The following is a 24,762-nucleotide window of genomic DNA, read 5'->3' on the forward strand; positions in this document are numbered from 1 at the left end:
AGGAGCCATAGAGTGCCGTCGAAGCGACGTGCCGAGAAGCGGGAGCAGTCATGGGACGAGTGACCGCGCGGCGACCGGTCGTGCGTATTCGAGACGGTCTGTACTCACGGCGTCCGGACACCCTCGCGGCCGAGGAGCCGTTGGAGATCCGGATCGGCGGGCGTCCGCTCACGGTGACGATGCGCACACCCGGCCATGATGTCGACCTCGCGGCCGGATTTCTGGTGAGCGAAGGCGTGATATCTACGCCAGATCAGCTGACCGGCGCCCGCTACTGCTCCGATGCCGCCGCTGATGGCGGAAACACCTACAACATCCTCGATGTCGACCTGGCGCCGGGCGCGGCCCTGCCGGACACGTCGCTGGGCCGGAAGTTCTACACCACTTCCTCCTGTGGGCTGTGTGGTAAGGCCAGTTTGGAGGCAGTGCGGACATCGGCGAAGTGGTCTGTGGCCGTTGATCCGCTTGCCATCGCGCCGGCAGCTCTGACGACTTTTCCCGAGCGGCTCCGCGCTGCCCAGCGAGTGTTCGACAGCACCGGCGGGCTGCACGCAGCCGGGCTGTTCACCGCCGACGGCAGGCTGTTGTGCCTGCGCGAGGACGTCGGCCGGCACAACGCCGTGGATAAAGTCGTCGGACATGCTCTACGGTCGGGGCTGCTGCCCCTACGCGAGACGATCCTCATGGTGAGCAGCCGGGCATCCTTCGAGCTCGTACAAAAGGCGCTTATGGCGGGAATCCCCTTGCTCGCCGCGGTCTCAGCTCCATCGTCGCTCGCGGTGGACCTCGCGGCGGAGAGCGGACTGACGCTCGTCGGCTTTCTCCGCGGCAACTCGATGAACGTTTACACCGCCGTGGAACGTCTACGACCGGAGAACGGCAGCTGACCCGCACCGACGCGAAGCCGTTCCCTGAGTCGCCCGAAAATTCGCCGCGGCAGCGTCATCGCCCGCATCATCCAGGCGAGAGCGAATTCGGATCGATCACGTCCCTGACTCCGTATCCGAGTTCGCCGGCGATGTCGGATTCCTGTACTGCTGTCCGCAAGGCGGACGATACGATGGAGGAACCGGTGACCAGACCCACCGGGGGCGATTTCGGCTGGTGCGCGATGTCGATGGCTCGGATCCCAGGCGGTACGCCACGCGCATGCATCCAGGTATGTGCGATGACACTCGACCAACGACCGGTTGCGACATGCGAATACAATGCCTCCACCGTGTCGGTTTCCACTACCGCCGTACCCTCGACACCCGCTCCCGCCATGGCGGAATCAAGTATTTGTCGATTGCGCATGGTTGTCGCCAGGGCACACAATGGCAATCCCGCGATGTCATGCCAGTCCACACGGCGATATTCCGACAATGGCCCGTCGGCCGGAGTGAGCAGAATATATCTCTCCCAGTAGAGCGGAAGTACCAGCAACGACTGCGAAACCTCGTCGTCCACGTAGGTCAGCCCGGCATCGAGGTCGTGTTCGGCGATTCTGCGCACGATCTCGACCGAGGAGAGAACCTCGATGTGCACGCGGGCCGAGGGATGCCTGTCCGCAACTGCCGCAGTGACCAGTGGTAGCACCGGCACCGCGGTGGGGATCGCCCCGATCCGTATGGTTGCGGCCAGTCCGCGGCGCATCCGGTCGAGATCCGACCGCAACTCATCACGTTCGTTGACGATCCGCCGCGCCCAATCGAGCACCCGTAGACCTTCGGGCGTGAACCCTTCGAATCGTCGTCCTCGCCGTACTATGGTCACGTGGAGTTCCCGCTCCAGCTTGCGCAGTCCCGCCGACAAGGCCGGCTGGCTGACGTGACAAGACGAAGCCGCGCGGCCGAAATGCTGCTCGCGCGCTAGGGCAATCAAATACTCTAACTGTCGGATCAGCACGTCGCCGGACATCTACTGATACTAACTGCGGCCCTGATCGAAGCGATCCCGAGTAGTCCCGAGCAACGGACCGCCTGTACACCAAACTGGAAGTACGCCGTTCCCGGTCACCCCTCAGTTCGCGCCGTGCGAGATACCCGGAAAAATCATGGCCACCGCTCGATTGGTCAAGGCCGACAGCATTGGACCGCCGAGATGCATGGTGTGGAAAACGACCAGGCCGCTCAGAATTTCGACGACGAGACGCGCGTCGACCTCAGGACGAACCTCACCCCGGCGCTGACCTCGCTGAACAATTTCCGCCACAGCTTGAAGCCGCTGCTCCCAGAATTCCCGCAGAACACCATCCACCTCGGGGTCCGCTTCGGACAGCGCGATACCACGGGTCAGCGCCGCACCATGAGGAGTTTGCGTGAATCTGGCGAGGCCGGCGGTGAACTCTTCCAGGTCGCGCCGCGTCGATCCCGTATCGGGCACGGGAATTGCCGCCACGCTTGCAGAGACGAGCGCATCGATCAACAGTCTCGGGAGCGTCTTCCACCTACGGTAGATCGACGTTTCATGCACTCCGGCCTCTTTGGCCACGTCGATCACACGTACCCGGCTGATCCCGACATCCTCGATGCGCGCGATGGTCGCAGCCAGGACCGCATCCTGTAGCCTTTGACCTCGAACGCGGCCTCGCCCATTCTCCACTTCAGAACCTGCCATCTCGTGATTATCGCAAGCCTGGTTGCGACGCCAGTCGCCGCGCTGTACCGCGTTGGATCAGGTCGGGCCGCCGATGGTGCCGAACGCCCGGTAGGCCCGGAGTCCTCCCGGTATGGAATATGTCCAGCCGCCCGCAAGGCTCCTCGTTCGAGCCCTAAATGGTGTTGGAGCAGATCACCTTATATGCGTACGCCGCATCCTCGGGAAAGACCAGAACGCGGAGCAGGTGCCGTTCACCCGGTTCCAGCGCGGGCGCCTGTGTCGAACGAATGCCATTCGAGCGCAGAATCTCCCGAACCGTCCGAGCCGCGGTTGCACTCGACACCGTCGCCGCGGCGACCAAGAGGCCGTAGCCTGCACTCTGAGCTGCTACCGATCGGCGCGACCGCATCCGTCTCATCGACCCTCTTCGTGTTCGCGGCCGGTGCGGTTTTGCCGCTCTCGCATCGCCGCAAGCAGCTCCTGCTCCTGCTCGTGTTCGTGCGCTGCTATCCGTTCCGCCTCTGCTGACGGGTCGGGCCGGAGGAACGAGCCCAGACCGGGACTACCAGCGAAGCCCAACCTGTTCATCTTCTTCGGCACGGGCGCGCCCTGGTAGGCCAGCGGGATCGGGTGACCGTGCTCGTCGACCGGGCCCAGCGGCTGGTGCATCTCGATGTACTCGCCGTGCGGCAGACGCTTGATCACACCGGTCTCGATACCGTGCTCGAGCACCGCCCGGTCGCTGCGCTGCAGGCCGAGGCAGAACCGGTAGGTGAGGTAGTACGCCACCGGCGGGACCACGAGCATGCCGATACGACCGATCCACGTGGTCGCGTTCAGCGAGATGTCGAACTTCAGCGCGATGATGTCGTTTGCGCACGACAAGGTGAGCACGACATAGAACGCGATGGCCATCGCGCCGATCGCGGTCCGGACCGGGACGTCACGCGGACGCTGCAACAGGTTGTGGTGCGCGCTGGTGTCGCCGGTCAGCCGCTTCTCGATCCACGGGTACGCGATCAGCGACACGAATACCAAGCCCATCGCTACCAGAATCCAGAACGGAGCCGGGATGGTGTACCGATCGAACAGGTAGATTTCCCACGGCGGCAAGAGTCGAAGGAAGCCGTCACTCCACATCATGTAGAAGTCCGGCTGCGAACCCGCCGACACCTGCGACGGGTTGTACGGACCCAGGTTCCAGACCGGGTTGATCTGGAACACGCCGCCCATGATGCCCACGATGCCGAGAGTGAAGGCGAAGAACGCACCCTGATCGGCGGCGAACACCGGCACGATCCGCGCGCCGACCACATTGTTCTCCGTGCGGCCCGGACCGGGGAACTGAGTGTGCTTCTGATACCACACCAACGCCACATGCGCGGCGATCAACGCCAGGATGATGCCGGGGAACAACAACACATGCGCGATGTACAACCGCGGAATGATGATGTCACCGGGGAAATCCCCACCGAAGATCAGCCAGTGGATCCACGTGCCGATGATCGGAATGCTCATCACGATACCGCCGAACGCGGCCCGCAGACCGGTACCCGACAGCAGATCGTCGGGCAGCGAGTAACCGAAGAAGCCCTCGAACATCGCCAGGATCAACAGCACCGACCCGATCACCCAGTTCGCCTCCCGCGGCTTGCGGAACGCGCCGGTGAAGAAGATCCGGAACAGATGCACGATGATCGACGCCGCGAACAACAACGCCGCCCAGTGATGCACCTGCCGCACGAACAGGCCACCGCGCACCTCGAAGGAGATGTTCAGCGCCGTCTCATACGCCCGCGACATGGTCACCCCACGCAACGGCTGATACGCGCCGTTGTAGACCACCTCGCTCATGGACGGGTCGAAGAACAACGTCAGGTACACACCCGACAGCAGCAGGATGATAAAGCTGTAGAGCGCGATCTCACCGAGCAGGAACGACCAGTGCGTCGGGAAGACCTTGTTGATCGACCGCTTCAGAAACGCGGCCGAACGGAATCGAGAATCTATGGCCTCCGCCTGTCCGACTCCTAAGGAAGAGAGGCGGGACGGTTGCTTGATGCTCATAGAGAAGGCTCCCAGCATGCCAAATGGACAACCCCGCGAGACGCTAAAAGCCTCAATCGCAGCTTGGCTTGCGATACTAACCAGACACCTCGCCTATTGCAAGTATGCTTGCGTTAGGCCCTCAGGGCACCAGGTTCATGTCCGTGCCGACCACCAGGCAGTCGCGCCATGCGGTGCCGCCTCCGGCTCCCGACGTGGTGCCCTCGCGTCGTCCCGAACGTTGCCTCGACGTCGATCTCGGTCGACGGCGCCGGCCAGTCGGCAGCCAGGGCGGCGTGACCACATGCCGTTGTGGCCTTGCCGCTGGCGCACCGCCCGGCTATCGGCGTGACACCACGCTTTCGCATTTTACGGTACGTCCGTACCAGACATTGACGGTATGGACGTACCACATATGCGGTCTGCGCGTACCCTCAAAGCTCGCGGGATCGTTCGACACGACAGGAAGGCGGCAAGGACTGGTGCCACGATTGGTCGACCATGAAGCTCGGCGGCGGCAGATCACCGACGCCGTACGCCGGGTCATCGTCAGCGGGGGCCTGGAAGCCGTCACTTTCCAAACGGTCGCCGCCGAGGCCGGGATGTCGATACGACTGGTGCAGTACTACTTCGGAACCAAGCGAGAATTCCTCCTGGCGACCCACCGCTCGGTAATGGCGGACGCCGGCGCCCGCTTCACGCGACGGTGGACCACGCTGGGCGAAGACGCCGGCCCCCGCGCGATGATCCACGCGCTCCTCACCGAATTGCTCCCGCTCGACGAGCAACGCCGCGAGGAAACGATCGTCCTCGGCACCTTCGGTTGGGCGGCCGTCACCGGCCAGAGCATCACCGCGGAAGAAACCTTCGCCGCGCCACGCGCCCTGACCACGATCGTCGCCGGGCAAATCGAACGAGCCCGAGGTGCAGACGCATCGCCAGAGCGCGACGCGGCACTCATCACCGCGACAATCGGCGGACTCGCCCAAGGCATGCTCCAGGGGTACGGCACTCCAGAAGAAACACTCGATCTCGTCGACCATCTACTGGACCGCGTGCTGGGAACGACCGACGGGACCCACCAGCACGAGCCCGAGTGAACGCACCCCCGGCCACCATTCAGGGAAGTCGCTCGTCCGGCGTGATGCGCGAGCGAGAACGGTCGTCCCGCACGCGGCTCGGTTCAGCCGGCCCGACCTTCTGGCCGGCCTCATCGTAGACATACCACCCGATCCCCGCCTTGCGCCCGAGCTGTCCGGCCTCGACCAACCGGGTCACGCTTTCGGACGGTGCGTCACGCGGGTCGCCGGTCTCGGCGTACCTCGCCGTCTTGGTGAAATAACCGATGTCGATACCGGTCAGATCCATGAGTTCGAAAGGCCCCATCGGGTAGCCGAGCGCGGTACGACACGCCGTATCGATCGCATCCACAGAGGCAATTCCGTTCTCGTAGAGATGAATCGCCTCATCGCGTACGGCATTCAAGATCCGGTTCGCGATGAAACCCGGGATTTCCTTGGACAGGACGACGGGGACTTTTCCGAGACGGCGAACCAGATCTACCGCCGCGTCGACGGTTTCGGGTGCGGTCTGTGGCCCGGCGACCACCTCGACGCACTTCATCACCAGGGCCGGATTGAAGAAGTGAACGTTGCAGACCCGGTCGGGGCGACCGGTCGCATCAGCGAGCTTCGAGGGCACGAAGCCGGAGGAGTTGGTAGCCAAGATCGCGCGAGGCGGCGCCACGCGGTCCAGCTCGGCGAACAAGGAGCGCTTGATGTCGAGCTTTTCGACCGCGGCCTCGATAACGAAATCGGCTTCGGCGGCGAGCGCGGCAAGATCGGTACCAAAGGTCAGCAATTCCCACGCCAGGTCTTCGTCGGCCTGCTCACGTCGCCCCTTGGCCACATCTCGGGCGCTGCGCTCGCGCAGGTCGCGGCAAGCCGTCTCGATCCGGGAAGGATCGATGTCGTGACAGGCGACAGCCAACCCTGCCCGCGCGCACACGAGGGCGATCTGCGACCCCATCGCTCCGGCGCCGACCACGAGTACACGCTCGATCTTCATGAACACACCTACTTTTCTGTGAAATTCGGGGATCGCTTTCCGAGGAATGCTTCGACGCCTTCGCGCTTGTCGGCGCTCTCGTAGAGCAGTGCTTGCGCCAACCGTTCGATAAGGAGTCCACTGCGCAGATCTACGTCGGCACCGCAGCGCACGACAAGCTTGGCCAGGCGCACCGCGAGCGGACCCTTCGCCAGAATCGTTGCCGCTACGTCGTACACGCTCGGGAGCAGGTCCGCGTCGGGAACGACTCGCGACACCAGCCCCATGCCGAGCGCCTCCGCGGCGGATATGACACGACCGGTCAGGACCATGTCAACGGCTTGTCCGAGGCCGACCAGCCGGGTGAGCCGCTGGGTTCCGCCGGCGCCCGGAATGATCGCCAGGTTCGTCTCCGGGAGGCCGAAGCGCGCGCTCTCGGCCGCGATTCTGATGTCACAGGCCATCGCCAGTTCACAGCCACCGCCGAGAGCGTAGCCGTTGACGGCGGCGATAGTCGGCTTGTCGAATGCCTCGATCTCGTCGAAAAGCTGCTGCATTCTCGACCGCAGCGCGGTCTCTTTGTCGTAGTCGCGCAGTCGCTGAATATCAGCGCCGGCCACGAAGGCCCGGTTACCCGCGCCGGTGAAGACGACCGCACGGACCCGGTCGTCGCTACGCAGCTCGGCAAGCGCGGACCGAAGATCGGACTGCACTTCCTGACTGATCGCGTTGCGTACCTCCGGCCGATTGATCGTGACCAGAACGACACCGTCGTTGTCCTCGACGGTCAGGGTATCGAACGTCATCACCATCGCCCCTCACGCAGCCTCGAGCAGCACCGAAATGCCCTGGCCGACACCGACGCACATGGTCGCGATCGCACGGCGTGCTCGACGGTCCGAAAGCTCCATGGCGGCAGTCAGCGCCAGCCGCGCCCCACTTGCACCGAGCGGGTGTCCGAGCGCTATCGCACCACCGTTCGGATTGACGTGCTCGGCGTCGTCGGGCAATCCGAGACCGCGCAGAACGGCCAACGCTTGCGCGGCGAAAGCCTCGTTGAGTTCGATTATGTCGACGCCACCGATTCCCAGTTCCGCGCGTGCGAGTAGTTTTCGCGTCGCGGGCACCGGACCGGTGCCCATCACGCGCGGCGCAACTCCGGCGTGCGCAACCGAGGTGATCCGCGCCAGTGGTGTCAAACCGTATGCGGCGACGGCGCGTTCGGAGGCGACCAGTACCGCGACCGCACCGTCGTTGACGCCGGACGAGTTCCCCGCGGTGACACTGCCACCCGGCGTTATCGCCGGTAGCTTTGCGAGAGCTTCCGGGCTGGTCGCGCGGGGGTGCTCATCGACGGCGACGATCCGCGGCTCTCCGCGGCGCTGGGAAATTTCGATCGGAGCGATCTCGCGGGCGAGGCGCCCCGATGCGATCGCCCGGGCCGCGCGCCGCTGCGACCTCAATGCGAACGCGTCCTGATCTTCCCGCTCGATCGCGCAGGTGTCGGCGACGATCTGAGCAGTCTCCGGCATGGATTCGATGCCGTATCGGTGCTCGATGCGCGGGTTGACGAACCGCCAGCCGATCGTGGTGTCGTACATCGACGGTGTACGCGCCCAAGCAGTTTCGGCTTTCGGCGAGACAAAAGGTGCGCGAGTCATGCTCTCCACCCCTCCGGCGATCACGATATCGGCACAGCCCGAACGAATGCTGCCGGCAGCATGTGCGACGGCATCCAGACCCGAGCCGCACAGCCGGTTCACCGTCATCCCGGGAACGTCGACGGGCAGCCCCGCGAGCAGCACCGCCATCCTTGCGACGTTGCGGTTGTCCTCGCCGGCCTGGTTGGCACAGCCGAAGACCACATCGTCGAGGGCGCTCCAGTCCACCGTCGGCTCCAGCTGGGTCAGCGCGGTTATGACATGAGCGGCCATGTCGTCGGGCCGGACGTCGGCCAGCGCTCCACCGTAGCGACCGAACGGGGTGCGGACACCGCTCACCAGAAACGCTGCACTCATGATCTTCCTGACATCGGCGAAGTTATATCGTAATATTGACGGTCGTAATCATTACATGGCAAGGTCTAGAGATGTCCAACTCGAACTACGTAGCCGTCGTGACCGGCGCCGGTCGTGGCATCGGCCGCGCCGTGGCGACGAAGCTCAGCCATGCGGGGTACCGTGTTGCGCTCACTTCGCGTAGCGAGAGCGAGCTGCGTGAAACGGCCCGCCTCTGCCCAGGCGAGACTCTCGTGCTCCCCGCGGATATCACGTCCACCGATGCGATCGATCGCCTTTTCACCACGGTCGAGAGCACATGGGGTGATGTCGGCGTCCTGGTGGCCAACGCGGGTGCGGGCACCTCGGCGCCGCTCGCGAAGACCACCGACGAGCAGTGGGCACACATGCTCGACCTGAACATGACCGCACCGTTCCGATGCATCCGGCGGGCGGTCCCGGCGATGATCGAAAACGAGCACGGGCGCATCGTCGTCATCGCATCGGTCGCCGCCAAACACGGTGAGCCATATGTCAGCGCCTACACCGCGAGCAAGCACGGGATCCTCGGCGTGGTGCGCTCCGCGGCGGCCGAGTTGGCAGCCAAGGGCATCACGGTCAACGCAGTCTGCCCCGGATACGTCGATACGTCGATGACCGAGCAGACCGTCTCCACGATCTCCCGAAAAACCGGCTTCACACAAGAAGAAGCGCGAGCGGCCCTGGCCGCCAAGCAGCTCAACAATCGGCTGGTAGAGCCCGCCGAGGTGGCCGAAGTCGTGCTGCTGTGCCTCACGAACTCGGCCATCAACGGCCAAGGCCTCACTATCGACGGCGGAGGAGTCCAGTCATGACCACCCCAACGAATCACCCGACCCTCGAGGCCGTCAACCCGCCGGAGCTGGGCACGCCGAAAGGGTTCTCGCACGCCGCAGTGGGCTCCGGCAGAATGGTCTTTCTCGCCGGACAGACCGCGCTCGACCCCTCCGGCCGCATTGTCGGTGAGACCATCGCCGAACAGTTCGAACAGGCTCTGAGCAACCTGCTCACAGCACTTGCCGCCGCAGGCGGTGAACCGGCGAACCTGGCGAGCCTGACGATCTACATCGTCGACATGGAGGCATACCGAGCCGGCTCACGCCGGATCGGTGCGATTTGGAAGCGCCTTGTCGGCACCTGGTACCCGCCCATGGCCGGCATCGGAGTGTCCCGACTCTGGGACAGCGACGCTCTGGTCGAGGTGCAGGGCTTCGCCGTTCTTCCGGTCTGATCAAGCCACCTCGAACCGCCGCACCGGCGACATCGACCACGACCGCTTTATGTTGAAACGTTGATCCTCGTTACGGCTGATACATAAACTGCGGACATGTATTAATATCAGGGCCCACCCAGGAGCGACGCCATGCCGCCTTCACCCTCCGCTCACGTCGACACATTCTGCGGAGCGAACCTTCCACCCGTACACGAGTGGCCCGAGCTGCTCTTCGAACTTCCAGGCCTGGATTATCCCGACCGGCTCAATTGCGCGGTCGAACTACTCGACAAGGTCGCCGACCGTGTGGGATCCGATCGGCCCTGCCTCCTCGCTCCGGACTCCGCCGCGTGGACCTATGGCGACTTGCGCCGTGTGTCGAATCAAATCGCGCGCGTACTCATCGAGGACCACGGTATCGTGCCCGGCAACCGCGTCCTGCTGCGCGGACCGAACAACCCCTGGCTGGTCGCCTGCTGGTTCGGAGTACTGAAGGCAGGTGCCGTCGCGGTGACGACGATGCCGTTGCTGCGCCGGGGCGAGCTGGAGGCCATCGCCGAAATCGCATCTGTCGACTTCGCGCTGTGCGATGCCCGTTTCACCGACGAACTCACCGCGTCGAGCATCCCCGATCTGCGCGTGGTCGAATACGGCGCAGACGGAGGATTGACGTCGGCGATCGCCGGCAAGCACGAAGAATTCGCACCGGTCGACACCTCGGCCGACGACGTGGCGTTGATCGCGTGCACGTCCGGAACCACCGGTCGCCCCAAAGCCACGATGCACTTCCATCGCGACGTCCTGGCGATTGCCGATACCTTCTCGGCGCACGTGCTCCGGCCGGAAGCCGACGATGTCTTCACCGGCACGCCGCCCCTTGCCTTCACCTTCGGCCTCGGCGGCCTCGTGATCTTTCCCCTACGGGTCGGCGCCTCCACGTTGCTGCTCGAGAAGGCGACCCCCGACGAACTTGCCGCGCTGATCGCCGAGCACAGCGTCTCGATCTGCTTCACCGCACCGACGGCGTACCGCGCCATGCTCGCCTCCGGCAAGGCCGAGTCGCTGTCGAAACTCCGTCGCGCGGTGTCGGCCGGCGAGCACCTTTCCGCTGCCACCTGGCAGGCGGTGTTCGAGCAGACCGGCATCGAACTCATCAACGGCATCGGCGCGACCGAAATGCTGCACATCTTCATCAGCGCCGCCGGCGACCAGATTCGGCCGGGTTCCACCGGGCGCGCCGTACCCGGCTTCGTCGCCACGGTGCTGGACGACAAAGGCAATCCACAGCCGCCCGGTACGCCCGGGCGACTGGCGGTCAAAGGACCCACCGGGTGCCGCTACCTGGCCGACCCGCGCCAACGTAAGTATGTGCAGGCCGGATGGAACATCACGGGCGACACTTTCATTCAGGACGCCGACGGCTATTTCTGGTACCAGGCTCGCAGCGACGACATGATCGTCTCCTCCGGGTACAACATCGCCGGGCCCGAGGTCGAGGACGCGTTGCTCGACCACCCCGACGTACGGGAGTGCGGCGTGGTCGGGCTGGCCGACTCGGCGCGCGGCCAGATCGTCGCCGCGTTCGTCGTCCTGCGTGACGGCGTCGAGGGGAACGATCAGCTGGTCACGCAACTGCAAGCGCATGCCAAACAGCGCATCGCACCCTACAAATACCCTCGGCGCGTGGTATTCGTCGATGCCCTGCCCAAGACGACCACCGGAAAGTTGCAGCGGTTCCGGCTCCATGACCTGATCCCGCAGACCAGCACAGAAGTCTGATGACCGGAAACTCTCTTCCGGGCGTAACGGTCGAGCGGATCGTCGAGTGGCCCGACACCGACGCCGCCGGCCACTACCACCATTCGACCGTAGTGCGCTGGGTCGAAGCAGCCGAGGCGGAGCTGCACGAACAGCTCGGACTGTCGAACCTGTTCGGGGTCATCCCCCGCGTCCGATACGAGGTCGACTATCGAGCTCGGCTGTGGTTCCGGGACCGAGTCACCATCACCCTGCGACTTGCCGCTGTGGGGCGAACTTCCATCCGCTACAGCTTCACCGTACGGCGCGGCGACGAGGTCGCCGCCAGTGGCGCGATGTCCGCCGTCCACATCGACGCCGGCGAAGGTCGTGCAGTGCCGTGGCCGGATGAGGTCCGCGCACTGCTGGGCGTCGCCGGCTCGGCACACCCACGGGAAGGCGCTCCAGGGCCGAGCCCACAAGACCAATATATGCCGCATATTTGACGATCGTAATAGTTTCGGCATAACATCGACTCATTGTCCGAGTCAGCCAGGAGGCAAGCGTGCGTATCGCAGTCGTCGGTGGGGGCCCCGGTGGCCTGTACTTCTCAGCTTTGGCCAAACAGCTGGGGCCGGAGCACGAGATCACTGTGTGGGAGCGGAATGCCGCGGATGACACGTTCGGGTTCGGCGTGGTCTTCTCCGACGAGACGCTGGGCGGAATCGAGCACGCCGACGCGTCGATCTACCAGCGGATGCAGCGCGAGTTCGCCCGCTGGGACGACATCGACGTGCACTTCCGAGATCAGGTACTGACCAGCGGTGGCCACGGCTTCGCGGCCATGAGTCGCAAGCGACTGCTGGAGATTCTCCAACAGCGCTGCGCCGAACTCGGCGTGGTCGTGCACTTCCAGACCGCAGCCCCCGACGTCGAGACTCTTGCGGCGACGCACGACCTCGTCGTCGCCTGCGACGGTCTCAACTCGGCGGTTCGAACCAACTACGCCGAGTCCTTCGGACCGAGCCTCGAACGTCGCGCCTGCAAGTACATGTGGCTGGGCACCGACAAGGTGTTCGAGGCATTCAAGTTCTTCATCCGTGAGACACCACACGGCGTGATGCAGGTGCACGGCTATCCGTTCGACGCGCACGGCAGCACATTCATCGTCGAGATGAACGAAGAGGTCTGGCGCGCCGCGGGCTTCGATGTCTTCGCCGCGCAGGAATTCCGGCCAGGCGAGTCCGACGAGAAGTCCATCGAGCGGATCAAGGACCTGTTCGCCGACATCCTGGACGGCCACGAAGTGATGGCCAACAACTCGCAGTGGATCAACTTCACGACAGTGCGCAACCAGCACTGGCGGCATGGCAACGTCGTGTTGCTGGGCGACGCCGCCCACACCGCGCACTTCTCCATCGGCTCCGGCACCAAGCTGGCCATGGAGGACGCTCTGTCCCTGGCCGCCTGCCTCTATGAACACGACAACGTGGAGGCGGCGCTCGAGGAATACGAAGTCGAACGCAAGGCGGTCGTGCTTTCCACCCAACGGGCGGCGCAGGCCAGCCTGGAGTGGTTCGAGAACCTCGAGCAATACGTGGATCAGGACCCCAGGCAATTCGCGTTCAATATCATGACGCGCAGCCGCCGGGTCACCTACGAGAACCTTCAGGTGCGCGATCCCGAGTTCGTCGAGCGGGTCACTGCCTGGTTCGCCGCGCAGCACCCCGATCATCGGCCGGACACTCCCCCGATGTTCCAGCCCTTCCGGCTCGGACAGCTGGAGTTGGTCAACCGAATCGTCGTGTCACCTATGGACATGTACCGTTCGGCCGACGGCCTGGCGAACGATTTTCACCTCGTCCACCTCGGCGGCAAGGCGCTCGGTGGCGCCGGTCTGGTCATGACCGAAATGGTCTGCGTGAGCGAGATCGCGCGTATCACCCCCGGCTGCACCGGGGTCTGGACCGACGAGCAGACCGAGGCATGGCGCCGGGTGACCGATTTCGTGCACCGGGAAACACGAGCGAAGATCGGCATCCAGCTCGGCCACTCCGGCCGCAAAGGATCCACCAAGCTGATGTGGGAAGGTATCGACCAGCCCCTGGACGAGGGCAATTGGGAAATCGTCGCGCCCTCGCCGCTGCCGTACCGACCAGGGGTCAACCAGACACCCCGGGAACTGACCGAAGCCGACCTCGCCGAAATCACCCAGCAGTTCGTGGCCGCGGCCGAAAATGCCGACCGAGCGGGGTTCGACCTCATCGAATTGCATTGCGCGCACGGCTACTTGCTCTCCTCCTTCATCTCACCGGTCACCAACCGGCGCAGCGACCGATACGGCGGCGATCTCACCGCCCGGCTGCGGTACCCGCTCGAGGTGTTTCGCGCCATGCGCGCAGTCCTGCCCGACCACAAGCCGATGACGGTGCGCATCTCGGCCACCGATTGGATCGACGGCGGCATCACCGCCGACGACGCGGTCGCCATCGCCGCGGCTTTCAAGGAGGCCGGTGCAGCAGCCATCGACGTTTCGACCGGACAGGTGACTCCCGACGAAAAGCCGGCGTTCGGCCGTTCGTACCAGACGCCCTTCTCCGACAAAATCCGCAATGAGCTGGGCATCCCCACCATCGCGGTCGGCGTCATCTCCTCCTTCGACGACGCCAACTCCATCCTGCTCGCCGGCCGCGCCGACCTCTGCGCTCTCGGCCGCGTCCACTTGTACGACCCGAACTGGACCTTGCACGCAGCCGCCGATCAGGGATACACCGGACCCGGCGCCGAATGGCCCGCCCCCTGGAAGGCGGGTCGTCGCAAGCCGCAGACCGGCCGCACCGACGGACCGAAGCCGAGACTCCAGCTCATCCGTGAGGGCCGGACCGGAACCCGGCACGCACGCTGGGGCGCGAAGGAAGCCGAGGCTCGATGACCGTCCTCAGCACCGAAGAGCGGGAATACACCGATCGCATCCGCGACGTGGCCGTTGCTCATCTGCTTCCGCACGCCGAGAAAGGCGTCGAAGGCCGGGTGAACCGGCCGCTGCTGGCAGCCATGGGCCGGCACGGCGTGCTCCGCGGCCTGTTCGGGGGGTCTCCCGAGGAGTCGCCGCGGGATGCGGCAGCTATGCAGTTGTGCCTGCTGCGCGAAACCCTCGCGGGCGTATCGACCGAGGCCGAAACCGCCCTTGCCCTGCAAGGTCTGGGCAGCTATCCGATCCTGCAGTCCGGCACTCCCGAAACCGTCGAACGGTGGATGCCCGGTGTGGTCCGCGGCGAGACGGTGGCCGCGTTCGCACTCACCGAGCCAGCGGCGGGTTCCGATGCCGCTGCCCTCGCATTGCGCGCCGATCGGGACGGCGAGGGTTGGCGGCTGCACGGCGAGAAGATCTGGATTTCCAACGCGCCCGAAGCCGACGTCTATACCGTCTTCGCCCGTACCACCCCAGGCGCGGGCGCACGGGGGGTCACCGCATTCGCGGTGGCCGGCGACGCCGACGGACTGTCGGGCGAACACCTGGACCTGCTGTCCCCCCATCCGATCGGGCGCCTCCGCTTCGATGGTGTGCGCGTCGCTCCGGGCGACGTGCTCGGTCAGGTCGACGCCGGGTTCAAGGTCGCGATGCGTACCCTCGACCTGTTCCGCCCCAGCGTCGGAGCCTTCGCCGTCGGGATGGCACAGTCGGCGATCGACACCACCCTCGACTACGTCGCCACCCGGTCGGCGTACGGCGGCCCCCTCGCGGCGCAGCAGTCCCTCGCCCACAAGCTGGCGGACTTGGCCACCCACCTGCAAGCCGCACGACTTCTCGTCTACGCCGCGGCACGCTCCTACGACGCGGGGGCATCCCGCAGTGAAATCACTCGATCCGCCGCGATGGCCAAGCTTTTCGCCACCGAGACCGCCCAGACGGTCGTGGATCAGTGCGTCCAATTCCATGGTGCTCGCGCTCTGGAACGCGGGCACCCGCTCGAGCACCTGTATCGCGATGTCCGTGCGCCGCGTATCTACGAGGGCGCCTCGGAAGTCCAGCGCTCGATCATCGCCCGCGAGTTGTTCAAGGAAAGGAGTGCACCGTGACTCGGTTCAGGGCCTCGGTTCGGCTCACGACGACCTGGGAGCACTTCGACTTCAAGGTCGAGGGTCCCATCGCCACCGTGACGCTCAATCGTCCGGACAAACTCAATCCACTCACCTTCGAGTCCTACGCCGACCTCCGCGACCTGCTCGCGGAGTTGCCCCACCACGACGGCGTCAAGGTGCTGGTCATTCAGGGCGAAGGACGCGGATTCTGTGGCGGCGGAGACGTCAACGAGATCATCGGCGAACTGCTCCGGATGCAGGCCGGTGAACTCATGCAGTTCACCAAGATGACCGGCGACGTCATCCGCGCGATGCGCGAGTGTCCGATCCCGATCATCGTCAAGGTCCAGGGCATTGCCGCTGGTGCGGGCGCTGTCATCGCTCTCGCCGCGGATTTCCGCATCGTCGGACGATCCGGACGCTTCGCCTTCCTCTTCACCAAGGTCGGCCTGTCCGGCGGCGATATGGGAGCCGCGTACCTCCTGCCCCGAGTCGTGGGACTCGGCCGGGCCACCTCGCTGCTGATGCTCGGCGACACGATCGACGCCGAGACCGCGGATCGGTACGGTCTGGCATCGCAGCTGGTGGCCGACGATCAGCTCGATGACGCGGTCGCCGCGCTCGCCCATCGGATCGCGACCGGTCCCACCCTGGCTCTGGCGCAAACCAAGTCGCTGCTGACGCGGGAGCTGGACATGTCACTGTCGTCGTCGATGGAACTCGACGCGATGACCCAGGCCCTGCTGATGACCACCGACGACCACGCCGAGTTCCACACCGCATTCAACGCTGGTCGCCCGCCGGCATGGAAGGGAAAATGATGACCTCCAGCGATGTCCTCGACATCGACAGCTCGCTGTCCGAAGAGGAACGCGCGATCCGCGACGCGGTCCGCGCATACGTCCGTTCGGAACTCGCGCCACACGTCGCCGACTGGTACGAGCGTGGAACCATTCCGGTCGCGATCGCGCCCGGCCTCGGCAAACTCGGCCTGCTCGGCATGCACCTGGAAGGGTACGGCTGCGCCGGTACGACAGCCACCGCCTACGGCGTGGCGTGCCGTGAACTCGAGGCGGTCGACTCCGGCCTGCGCAGCTTGGTATCGGTACAGGGCTCGCTGGCCATGTTCGCGATCCATCGCTGGGGCACCGAAGAACAGCGCCAGGAGTGGCTGCCCGGGATGGCCGCAGGTGATGCGATCGGCTGCTTCGGCTTGACCGAGCCCGACGCCGGTAGCGATCCCGCGTCGATGCGTACTTCGGCCAAGCGCGATGGCGACGACTGGATCATCAACGGCTCGAAGATGTGGATCACCAACGGCACGATCGCCGCGGTCGCGGTGGTCTGGGCCCAGACCGACGAGGGCATCCGCGGCTTCGTCGTACCGACCGACACACCGGGTTTCGAAGCGTTCGAGATCAAACGCAAGCTCTCGCTGCGTGCGTCCGTGACAGCCGAACTCTCGCTGGACAACGTCCGCCTGCCCGCATCCGCGGTGTTTCCGGAAGTGCGTGGGCTCAAAGGCCCGCTGTCGTGCCTGAACGAGGCCCGGTACGGCATTCTCTGGGGCGCGGTCGGCGCTGCCCGCGCCTGCTTCGAGGAGGCCCTGGAGTACAGCCTTTCGCGTACCCAGTTCGGCAGGCCACTGGCCGCTTTCCAACTGACCCAGCGCAAGCTCGCCGACATGTCCATCGCGCTGACCAGCGCCGGCCTCACCGCCGCGCAACTCGGTCGGCTGAAGGATGCCCACCGCATCACGCCGGAACAGGTCAGCCACGGCAAGCTCGCCAATGTTCGCACGGCACTCGAGATCGCGCGCACCGCGCGCGGCATGCTGGGCGCGGCCGGCATCACCCTGGACCACACGGTGATGCGGCACATGAACAACCTCGAGACCGTCGCGACGTACGAGGGCACCGAGGAGATGCATGCTCTGAGCATCGGGCGCGCGCTCACCGGAATTCCCGCATTCCGGTGACCTGACCAGCCGAACCGAGTGAGCGGCGGCGGCTCAGGCAGCCCCGGCTACCGAATCCCACTCATCGTTTCGCATCAACGCTTTTCGAAGTGGCAGGAGTTCTCGTGGAGCGTCCACACCGAGAGCCGCCACCAGGCGCCCCGCCCGGCCGTATACGACGACACGAGGTAGTCCGTCCGCGTCGGACGACAGAACCTTGGCGTGTGTCGCGTCCGTCGTCGACCCGTACACCTGGATTCTCTTCCCATATTGGTCGGACCAGACGTACGGGATACTGGTGAAAGGGCGGCCCCGTCCGAGATGGTGCAGTGCCGCCGCCGTGCCTTGTTCGTGCGCGTTGGTCCAATGCTCGACACGCGTGGAAGCGCCGCGTTGCGGGTGCTGCCAGCGCGCGATATCGCCGACAGCGTAGATTCCCGGCGCCGCTACCAGGTACTCGTCACACACGATGCCGTCTGCGACGGTTAGGCCGGATTCCTGGAGCCAGTCCGTTGCCGGCCGTGCGCCGGCGCCGATGACGACCAGGTCGGCCTCGATTCTCCGACCATCCGACAGCTCGAGACCGGCTACGCGACCATCGGCCTGCAACACCGCGGCGACTTCGACGCCGCAGGATACGGTCGCGCCGCGGGCACGATGAACGTCCGTCCAGATCCTCCCGAATTCCGCTCCGAGGATCCGGGTGAGCAGCGCCGGACCACGCTGGATGATATGCACGTCTTTACCAAGGCCGCGCGCCACCGACGCGACCTCCGCACCGACGAAACCGCCCCCGACAATGGCGATCTTGTCGGCGCTGCCCAGCTCATCCCGCAGCGCGAGACTGTCCTCGACGCCCCGAAGTGTATGGACGCCTCCGATCCGCGGCAGCGCGGCCGGCCACACCGGCTCGGATCCGGTGGCCAGGAACAGGACATCGAATCGCGCTTGCTCCCCGTTGCTCGTGCGGACCCGGCGCGTGGCGACATCCAACGCGATCGCGCGCAGCCCCAGCGAGAATTCGATCGTGTCGACACTACCCGGGGATACCAGCGACAACTCCTCGACGGTTTTCGCGGCCAGGAGGAAGTCCTTCGACACAGCGGGCCGGTCGTACGGCAAGTGCTCTTCGGCGCTGATGATCCGGATGTGCTCATCGTAGCCGCCTTTGCGAAGAGCCATGGCGGCACTCAGTCCAGCCCGTGAGCCCCCGACTATCAGCGCGCCCGGGCGACTCACCTCCGGATCTCGATTACATCCGTGGGGCAGTCGTCCGCGGCTTGTTCGAGTGCGTCGGCCAGCGAGATGTCCGGCTCCGCATTCAGCAAGATCACCTTGGCGTCGTGGTCGTCCAGGTCGAATACCTCGGGCACCGAGAGAACGCAGTCGCCGCAGCTGGTGCAGCGTTCCCGATCGATGAGGACATGCAGTCGCGTCATGATGCCGCCTTCCACTGGACGTGCAGATGTTCCGGCCCCCGGAAGCTGATATTCGGCGGGAAGGTGAAGGACTGGTCCGGGACCGGACTCAGATCCGGGAATCGCTCGCTCAGCAGCCGGATCACCGTCCGTGCTTCTACCCGGCCCAAATGTTGTCCGAGGCAGAAGTGGGTCCCCTTGCCGAAGGACAGTTGCAGCCTGGCGTTGGAGCGCCGGATGTCGAATGTCTCGGGATCCGGGAACATGGCCGGATCGTGATTGGCCGCGCCCAACGACACCATGAGCTTGGCCCCGGCCGGTACCGCTACACCGCCGATTGTCGTCGCACGGGTGGTGACGCGACGCCAAGCGATAACCGAGGAGTCGAAACGCAGCGTCTCCTCGACCGCTCCGTCGATCAGCGCCGGGTCCGCGCATACCTCGGCCCACGTTGCCGGTCGGGCCAGGAGCTGACGCAGCGCGTTGCCGATGAGGTTCGTCGTGGTCTCGTGACCGGCGAAGCCCAGGGCGAACAGGACGCTCGCGACTTCCCGGTCGTCGAGAGCCTCGGTGTCGTTCTCGCGCTGACGAATCAGCGTGCTGGTCAGATCGTCGCTGAGGTCGCGCCGCCGACGGGCGACGAATTCGGCGCAATAGCTCCACAGATTGCTCATGTTCGTCGCCGCGCGTCGCTGATACTCGGCCGTCGGCTTGCCCCAGTTGACCTCGAGCTTGTCGTTGCACCACGACTTGAGCATCTCGGCGTCCGAGTCCGGGAAGCCGAGGAGACGGAACATCGTCAGGGCCGGTAGCGGGAAGGCCAGCTCGGCGATGAGGTCCGCGGATCCACGCTCCGCGAAGCGGTCGATCAGTTCCGTTGCCAGACTTTCGATCTGCGGCACCATGGCCGCGACTTTGCGCGGCAGGAACAGAGTAGCCAGGTGTAGCCGGACCCGGGTGTGCGCGGGTGGATCCAAGTTGGACAGGACCGGAGTGTTGCGCACTCCCGATTCGAGAATGCCGGCCGCCTCGGCGGTCAGCGGCGCCAGCGGCGCTTGCGCGATCACTGCCGAAAACGTGGCCGGATCGGCGAATACCGCCGCGACGTCGGCGTACCGGGTGACAATCCAGTAGTCGAGCGAGGGGATGTAGTGGACGGGGCCGGCTTCCCGCAGAGTGTTCAGTTGCGGGTACGGCGACGCGAGGTACTCGGGCGACAACGGGTCGAACCCGTGGGCTACTGGACACTGGGCCGTGGTCTCGGTCATGGGAGATTCCTTCTGGGCACGGCGTCACCGCCGCGAACAATACTTCCTGCACTCGTTTGTCCGGCCACGGCGCTGGGTCGTCGGAGGCCGGTTTGCAACCCGAGAAACTTCTCGGCATTGACCCGCGACACGAGTTCGCGTTCGTGGTCGTCCAGAAACGCCGACCGGCGGACAACGTCCGCCACGGGCCGCTCTCCCAGCGGGTACGGGTAGTCGCTGCCCACCATGACCTGCTCGACGCCGAGCGTGTCCACCAACAGGCGAAGCGATTCCGGTTGAAACACAACCGAGTCCACACTGAAACGGCCCACATAGGCAGAGGGCGGCTGTTGCGAGGTCGCGACGATATCCGGCCTTCGGTGCCACGCGTTCTCGAACCGGCCGAGCCAGAAGGCGAAGGAGCCGCCGCCGTGGGCAAAACAGATTCGCAGCGAATCGGGCACCTTGTCGAAGGTTCCACCGAGGATCATCGAAATGAGCGACAGGTGGGTCTCCGCGGGCATACCCGTCAACCAGCGTGCCATCCAGCGCCCCAGCCTCGGCGAATCGGCCATGTCCCAGGGATGAACGAAGACCGGCATCCCGATTTCTGCCGCGTGCTGCAGAAATGTCACGACCCCGGCATCGTCGAGGTCACGATCACCGACGTGATTGCCGATCTCGACACCCAGATGCCCCATCTCCCGGCAACGACTGAGCTCTCGGCACGCGGCATCCGGATCTTGCAAGGGGACCTGGGCGAAAGGTAGCAACCGACCGCCGCCGGGGGCGCATATCTCCAGGGCGAGGTCGTTGAAGATGCGTGCGATCTTCGTCGCCTCGGGGCCCGGGGCGTCGTAGCCGAAGAACACCGGCGTGGGTGACACAACCTGCGCGCATACCCCGTCGGCGTCCATGTCGGCGAGTCGGTCTTCCGCATCCCAGCACTCCCGCCCGACGCGGCGAAAGCTCTGCGACCCGATCATGATCATCGCATCGCGCTCGGATTCGAGACGAAACCACGGCTGCCCATCGCCCAGGTCCGGCCAGCCACGCGGAACGAAGTGCGTGTGGATGTCGATGATATCCACAGTCAGCCCTTCCCAGGGTGTAGTGTTCCGCAATCCGCGCACGTGCGGGCGATTTCGGATGCGTAGAACTCCTGGAACACCGGAGGAAGGTCCTCGACGATATCCCTGACTTGCAGCTCCACCTCATGCAGGAGACGGTCACAGCCGGGGCAGAACCAGACGAACTTCTCCAGGGTCCCCTCTTCTCGGATCCGCTCGATGACGATGCCGATGGAACCCTCCTGCGGACGCTGCGGAGAGTGGTACACGTTACGTGGGAGCATCCACATCTCGCCCTCGCGAATATCGATCCGTCGGAGGCCGTCGTCGGTCATCAGATTGACGTGCATGTCGCCGCGGTACTGGTAGAACCACTCCTCGTAGGGGTCCAGATGGAAGTCGGTCCGTTGATTGGGTCCGCCGACAACCTGAACGATGAAGTCACCCATCGGCTTCCACATCTGCTGATTGTTCACCGGTGGTCGTAACGACTGCTCGTGCTCGGAGATCCAGGCGTCGAAGTCGAACACCGGAGGAATGAATGACGTCATCTGGGCTCCTGGTCGAGATCGGTGCTGGACACCGCACGTCCGCGGACGGCGATAGCCTGCATTTCGATCAGCAGATGTGGGTGCGGTAGTTGGTGGACGGCGACGGTGGTCCTGGTCGGCCCGGAGGTGTCGAAGTATCGGGCGTAGGTCGCGTTGTAACCGGCGAAATCATTCATGTTCGTCAGAAAGGTCGTGACCTGAACGAGGTCCGACAGGTCGGCCCCGACCGCCGCCAAGATGTCTCGAATGTTCTCGATGACCGCCTGCGTCTGAATTGCGATGTCGAGAGTGGTCGTACCGAGTTCGTCGACTTCCGCACCGGCGATCGAATTGTCCGGGCGCCGACTGCTCGTTCCTGACACGAACACGAGATCGCCCGCGACCTTGACGTGCGGGAAACGCCCTCGCGGCACGGCTTTGCCTGCGACCACGCCAGCCTCGGTCCTCATCGCGCCGCCCCACTCGTGAAGCGGGCCGAGCCGAGGCCCGCCACGGTTGCGGTTACCACGCTGCCCGCGGGCAAGGCGACGGCCGCCGTGGCCGCCCCGGCGAAGACGATCGACCCCGCTGCCAGCTCGAGGCCATAGGTCCGGGCCATGCGCTGCGCTGCCCGCAGCGCATCGACGGGGTCGCCGAGAATGTCCGCGGTGCTGCCGGATTCGACAGTGGTATCGCCCACAGCCAACTGAACGTCGAGATCGGCCAGATCGAGTGTCGCCGCCACCTCGTCATACGCCAGCCAGTCGCCGAGCACAAAGCCGGCGGCCGAGGTGTTGTCGGCCACGACGTCGGTGAGCGAGAATGCGAAATTCTCGTACCTGCTGTCGATTATCTCGAGTGCGGGCGCTACCGCACTGACGGCGGCCAGGATATCGGCTTCCGGATCTGCGAGGTCGACATCTCGGCCGAGCCGGAACGCGACCTCCGGCTCGATCCGCGGGTGCAGCCACCGGGACAGCTCAGGACAGTCCGCGGGCCCGAATCTCATGCTCTCGTGCAGCACCCCGATGATGACATCCGAAACCCCCATCTGTTCGGCCTTGGCCTTGCTGGTGAAGCCGAGCTTTACACCCACGACCCGGTCGCCTCGCCGGGCCCGGATTCGCGCGCCGCGGGCTTGCACGGCGTAGGCGTCGGTGAGGCTCATCGGATGCGAGAGACTGAGCTGTGCAGTCGCGGTGGCTGTTGCGACGGCATCGTCCAGGATCGCGGCGAGCGCGTCGATGTCGAGGGAGCTACCGGCTGCCGGTGGGTTCGCAGGGGTCATAGTTTCACGCACACATTCGTCGGAACGGAGTAGAAGTGCAGAGAGTGCTGACCGCCCTCCCTGCCGATGCCCGACAGGCCCATGCCGCCGAACGGGGACCGCAGATCGCGCAGGTACCAGGTGTTCACCCATGCCATGCCGACCCGCATACGCTGCGCGACCCGGTGCCCGCGTTCCAGCGCGCTCGTCCAGACCGCCGCGGCAAGACCGTAATCCGTGTCGTTGGCCAACCAGACTGCCTCCTCCTCGGTGTCGAACGGGATCAACGCGGCAGCCGGACCGAAGATCTCCTCACGCACCACCCGTGCGGTGTTGTCCAGCCCTGCCCAGAGGGTCGGCTCGACCCATGCCCCACCGTCCAGGTCACCGCCGAGGTCTGGCACACCGCCGCCGAGCAGGACCTCCGCGCCTTCGCGAACGGCCAGGTCGAAATACGACGTGACCTTGTCCCGGTGCTGACGCGAAATGAGGGGGCCGGTTGTCGTGGCGGGCTCATCGGGCCGCCCCAGACGGAGCTCCTGACCTCGTCGAACGAGCCCGGAGGCGATGTCGTCGAAAATACTCGAGTGCACATACACCCGTTCCGTGCACAGACACACCTGTCCGGTGTTGAGGAAGATCGATCGGGTGAGCCCTTCGATGGTGGCTTCGATGTCGGCGTCCTCGAAGACGACGGCGGCGTTCTTGCCGCCGAGTTCGAAGGACACCGGCCGGACTCCGGGCGACACGGCGCGCATGATCGCCGAACCTGTCGACGTCTCACCGGTGAATGTCACGCCGTCGATGCCGGGATGCGTGGTCAATGCCTCCCCTGCCGACCCCGGGCCGAACCCGTGCACGACGTTGTAGACGCCGGCGGGCACCCCGGCTTCCACCATGATCTCGGCGAGCAGTGTGGCGGAGGACGGGGTTTCCTCCGAGGGCTTCACGACCACGGCATTGCCACAGGCCAGCGCGGGTGCCACCTTCCAGGTGAGCAGCAGCAGCGGTAGGTTCCACGGCACGATCACCGCCACGACCCCCAGCGGCTTGCGAACCGCGTAATTCAGCGCCTGACGACCCTCACCCAAGTCGGTCAGATAGGAAGTCAGCGACTCGGACGCGATGACATCGGCGAAGGCGCGAAAGTTCATCGCGGCCCGCGCTACGTCCAGGTCGCGGACGAGGCTCTCGGGTTTACCCGTGTCTCGTACCTCCGCGGCGACAAAGTCCTCCGAACGCGCCTCGATGAGGTCGGCAATGCGCCGCAGCACACGCACGCGATCGGTCACCGACGAGTCCCCCCACACGCCTTCGAGCGCCTTTCTCGCCGAGACCACCGCGGAATCGACCACATCCGGTCCGGCCTCCTGGATCGTCGCGACCAGCGAGCCGTCGACAGGACTCACGTTGTCGAACCTGCCTCGGCCGGCGACAAACGTCCCGTTCACGAAATTGCCGATATCCGGCACCGGCGGTTTGTTCATTGCTCGGACACTAATCACCGAACCTATGTCTATCAATTGCCTATT

At 65.1% G+C, this 24,762-nt stretch carries 24 protein-coding genes; 10 read left to right on the forward strand and 14 right to left on the reverse strand.

Going from position 1 to position 24,762, the window contains the following annotated elements; all coding sequences use genetic code 11:
• Positions 1-50 precede the first annotated feature (50 nt).
• Positions 51-887 (forward strand): formate dehydrogenase accessory sulfurtransferase FdhD, encoded by an 837-nt coding sequence (fdhD, locus tag ACT89H_RS07545; RefSeq protein ID WP_445107786.1) that lies wholly within the window; start codon positions 51-53, stop codon positions 885-887.
• A 67-nt stretch (positions 888-954) separates the two neighbouring features.
• On the opposite strand, the gene ACT89H_RS07550 is transcribed toward fdhD, so the two are convergent.
• The 3 genes from ACT89H_RS07550 to qcrB all read right to left on the reverse strand — a co-directional run bounded on the left by ACT89H_RS07550 (position 955) and on the right by qcrB (position 4,647).
• Positions 955-1,899: a LysR family transcriptional regulator gene (locus ACT89H_RS07550; protein WP_445107787.1), complete on the reverse strand. Its 945-nt coding sequence runs from the start codon at positions 1,897-1,899 to the stop codon at positions 955-957.
• 102 nt (positions 1,900-2,001) lie between these two features.
• Positions 2,002-2,598: a TetR-like C-terminal domain-containing protein gene (locus ACT89H_RS07555; RefSeq protein WP_445107788.1), complete on the reverse strand. Its 597-nt coding sequence runs from the start codon at positions 2,596-2,598 to the stop codon at positions 2,002-2,004.
• A 396-nt stretch (positions 2,599-2,994) separates the two neighbouring features.
• Entirely contained in the window at positions 2,995-4,647 is a 1,653-nt protein-coding gene (gene qcrB, locus ACT89H_RS07560) for a cytochrome bc1 complex cytochrome b subunit (RefSeq protein ID WP_445107789.1), read from the reverse strand.
• Positions 4,648-4,790: 143 nt separating this feature from the next.
• Here qcrB and ACT89H_RS07565 point away from each other — a divergent pair, with 143 nt between their 5' ends.
• The gene (locus ACT89H_RS07565; protein WP_445107790.1) at positions 4,791-5,726 is read left to right on the forward strand and encodes a TetR/AcrR family transcriptional regulator; all 936 of its coding nucleotides are present in this window, start codon (positions 4,791-4,793) and stop codon (positions 5,724-5,726) included.
• A 19-nt stretch (positions 5,727-5,745) separates the two neighbouring features.
• On the opposite strand, the gene ACT89H_RS07570 is transcribed toward ACT89H_RS07565, so the two are convergent.
• Genes ACT89H_RS07570 through pcaF form a run of 3 tightly spaced genes read right to left on the reverse strand, consistent with a single transcriptional unit; the run spans position 5,746 to position 8,690 of the window.
• The gene (locus ACT89H_RS07570) at positions 5,746-6,693 is read right to left on the reverse strand and encodes a 3-hydroxyacyl-CoA dehydrogenase family protein (protein WP_445107791.1); all 948 of its coding nucleotides are present in this window, start codon (positions 6,691-6,693) and stop codon (positions 5,746-5,748) included.
• A gap of 8 nt (positions 6,694-6,701) precedes the next feature.
• Positions 6,702-7,478, reverse strand: coding sequence for an enoyl-CoA hydratase/isomerase family protein (locus ACT89H_RS07575; RefSeq protein ID WP_445107792.1), 777 nt, complete (start codon positions 7,476-7,478; stop codon positions 6,702-6,704).
• 12 nt (positions 7,479-7,490) lie between these two features.
• The gene (pcaF, locus tag ACT89H_RS07580) at positions 7,491-8,690 is read right to left on the reverse strand and encodes a 3-oxoadipyl-CoA thiolase (RefSeq protein WP_445107793.1); all 1,200 of its coding nucleotides are present in this window, start codon (positions 8,688-8,690) and stop codon (positions 7,491-7,493) included.
• 71 nt (positions 8,691-8,761) lie between these two features.
• Here pcaF and ACT89H_RS07585 point away from each other — a divergent pair, with 71 nt between their 5' ends.
• From ACT89H_RS07585 to ACT89H_RS07620, 8 genes are all read left to right on the forward strand, one after another.
• Positions 8,762-9,523, forward strand: a complete 762-nt coding sequence (locus ACT89H_RS07585) for an SDR family NAD(P)-dependent oxidoreductase (RefSeq protein ID WP_445107794.1) — start codon at positions 8,762-8,764, stop codon at positions 9,521-9,523.
• A complete protein-coding gene (locus tag ACT89H_RS07590) occupies positions 9,520-9,939 on the forward strand; it encodes a RidA family protein (protein WP_445107795.1) in 420 nt (139 codons plus the stop codon). Before ACT89H_RS07585 ends, ACT89H_RS07590 begins: the two co-directional genes overlap by 4 nt.
• Before the next feature lie 132 nt (positions 9,940-10,071).
• Positions 10,072-11,700 carry an AMP-binding protein gene (locus ACT89H_RS07595; RefSeq protein WP_445107796.1) on the forward strand — a complete coding sequence of 543 codons (1,629 nt, stop codon included), beginning with the start codon at positions 10,072-10,074 and terminating at the stop codon, positions 11,698-11,700.
• Positions 11,700-12,164 (forward strand): acyl-CoA thioesterase, encoded by a 465-nt coding sequence (locus ACT89H_RS07600; protein WP_445107797.1) that lies wholly within the window; start codon positions 11,700-11,702, stop codon positions 12,162-12,164. Before ACT89H_RS07595 ends, ACT89H_RS07600 begins: the two co-directional genes overlap by 1 nt.
• Positions 12,165-12,223: 59 nt before the next feature.
• Positions 12,224-14,590: a bifunctional salicylyl-CoA 5-hydroxylase/oxidoreductase gene (locus tag ACT89H_RS07605; protein ID WP_445107798.1), complete on the forward strand. Its 2,367-nt coding sequence runs from the start codon at positions 12,224-12,226 to the stop codon at positions 14,588-14,590.
• A complete protein-coding gene (locus tag ACT89H_RS07610; protein WP_445107799.1) occupies positions 14,587-15,738 on the forward strand; it encodes an acyl-CoA dehydrogenase family protein in 1,152 nt (383 codons plus the stop codon). Before ACT89H_RS07605 ends, ACT89H_RS07610 begins: the two co-directional genes overlap by 4 nt.
• A complete protein-coding gene (locus tag ACT89H_RS07615; protein WP_445107800.1) occupies positions 15,735-16,562 on the forward strand; it encodes an enoyl-CoA hydratase family protein in 828 nt (275 codons plus the stop codon). Before ACT89H_RS07610 ends, ACT89H_RS07615 begins: the two co-directional genes overlap by 4 nt.
• The gene (locus tag ACT89H_RS07620) at positions 16,559-17,719 is read left to right on the forward strand and encodes an acyl-CoA dehydrogenase family protein (RefSeq protein WP_445107801.1); all 1,161 of its coding nucleotides are present in this window, start codon (positions 16,559-16,561) and stop codon (positions 17,717-17,719) included. The genes ACT89H_RS07615 and ACT89H_RS07620 overlap by 4 nt, the downstream gene beginning before the upstream one ends.
• Positions 17,720-17,752: 33 nt before the next feature.
• On the opposite strand, the gene ACT89H_RS07625 is transcribed toward ACT89H_RS07620, so the two are convergent.
• The 8 genes from ACT89H_RS07625 to ACT89H_RS07660 are packed head-to-tail and all read right to left on the reverse strand — an operon-like array spanning position 17,753 to position 24,717.
• Positions 17,753-18,937: an NAD(P)/FAD-dependent oxidoreductase gene (locus ACT89H_RS07625; RefSeq protein ID WP_445107802.1), complete on the reverse strand. Its 1,185-nt coding sequence runs from the start codon at positions 18,935-18,937 to the stop codon at positions 17,753-17,755.
• A complete protein-coding gene (locus tag ACT89H_RS07630) occupies positions 18,934-19,137 on the reverse strand; it encodes a ferredoxin (protein WP_445107803.1) in 204 nt (67 codons plus the stop codon). Before ACT89H_RS07630 ends, ACT89H_RS07625 begins: the two co-directional genes overlap by 4 nt.
• Positions 19,134-20,384 (reverse strand): cytochrome P450, encoded by a 1,251-nt coding sequence (locus ACT89H_RS07635; RefSeq protein WP_445107804.1) that lies wholly within the window; start codon positions 20,382-20,384, stop codon positions 19,134-19,136. Before ACT89H_RS07635 ends, ACT89H_RS07630 begins: the two co-directional genes overlap by 4 nt.
• Positions 20,381-21,454, reverse strand: coding sequence for an amidohydrolase family protein (locus ACT89H_RS07640; RefSeq protein ID WP_445107805.1), 1,074 nt, complete (start codon positions 21,452-21,454; stop codon positions 20,381-20,383). Before ACT89H_RS07640 ends, ACT89H_RS07635 begins: the two co-directional genes overlap by 4 nt.
• Before the next feature lie 2 nt (positions 21,455-21,456).
• Complete coding sequence (locus ACT89H_RS07645) at positions 21,457-21,984, reverse strand: 3-hydroxyanthranilate 3,4-dioxygenase (protein WP_445107806.1); 528 nt, start codon at positions 21,982-21,984, stop codon at positions 21,457-21,459.
• The gene (locus tag ACT89H_RS07650; RefSeq protein ID WP_445107807.1) at positions 21,981-22,433 is read right to left on the reverse strand and encodes a RidA family protein; all 453 of its coding nucleotides are present in this window, start codon (positions 22,431-22,433) and stop codon (positions 21,981-21,983) included. The genes ACT89H_RS07645 and ACT89H_RS07650 overlap by 4 nt, the downstream gene beginning before the upstream one ends.
• Positions 22,430-23,251: a 2-keto-4-pentenoate hydratase gene (locus ACT89H_RS07655; protein WP_445107808.1), complete on the reverse strand. Its 822-nt coding sequence runs from the start codon at positions 23,249-23,251 to the stop codon at positions 22,430-22,432. The genes ACT89H_RS07650 and ACT89H_RS07655 overlap by 4 nt, the downstream gene beginning before the upstream one ends.
• Positions 23,248-24,717 carry a 2-hydroxymuconic semialdehyde dehydrogenase gene (locus ACT89H_RS07660; protein WP_445107809.1) on the reverse strand — a complete coding sequence of 490 codons (1,470 nt, stop codon included), beginning with the start codon at positions 24,715-24,717 and terminating at the stop codon, positions 23,248-23,250. Before ACT89H_RS07660 ends, ACT89H_RS07655 begins: the two co-directional genes overlap by 4 nt.
• Between the last annotated feature and the right edge of the window lie 45 nt (positions 24,718-24,762).

It is taken from the genome of Nocardia aegles, assembly GCF_052545135.1.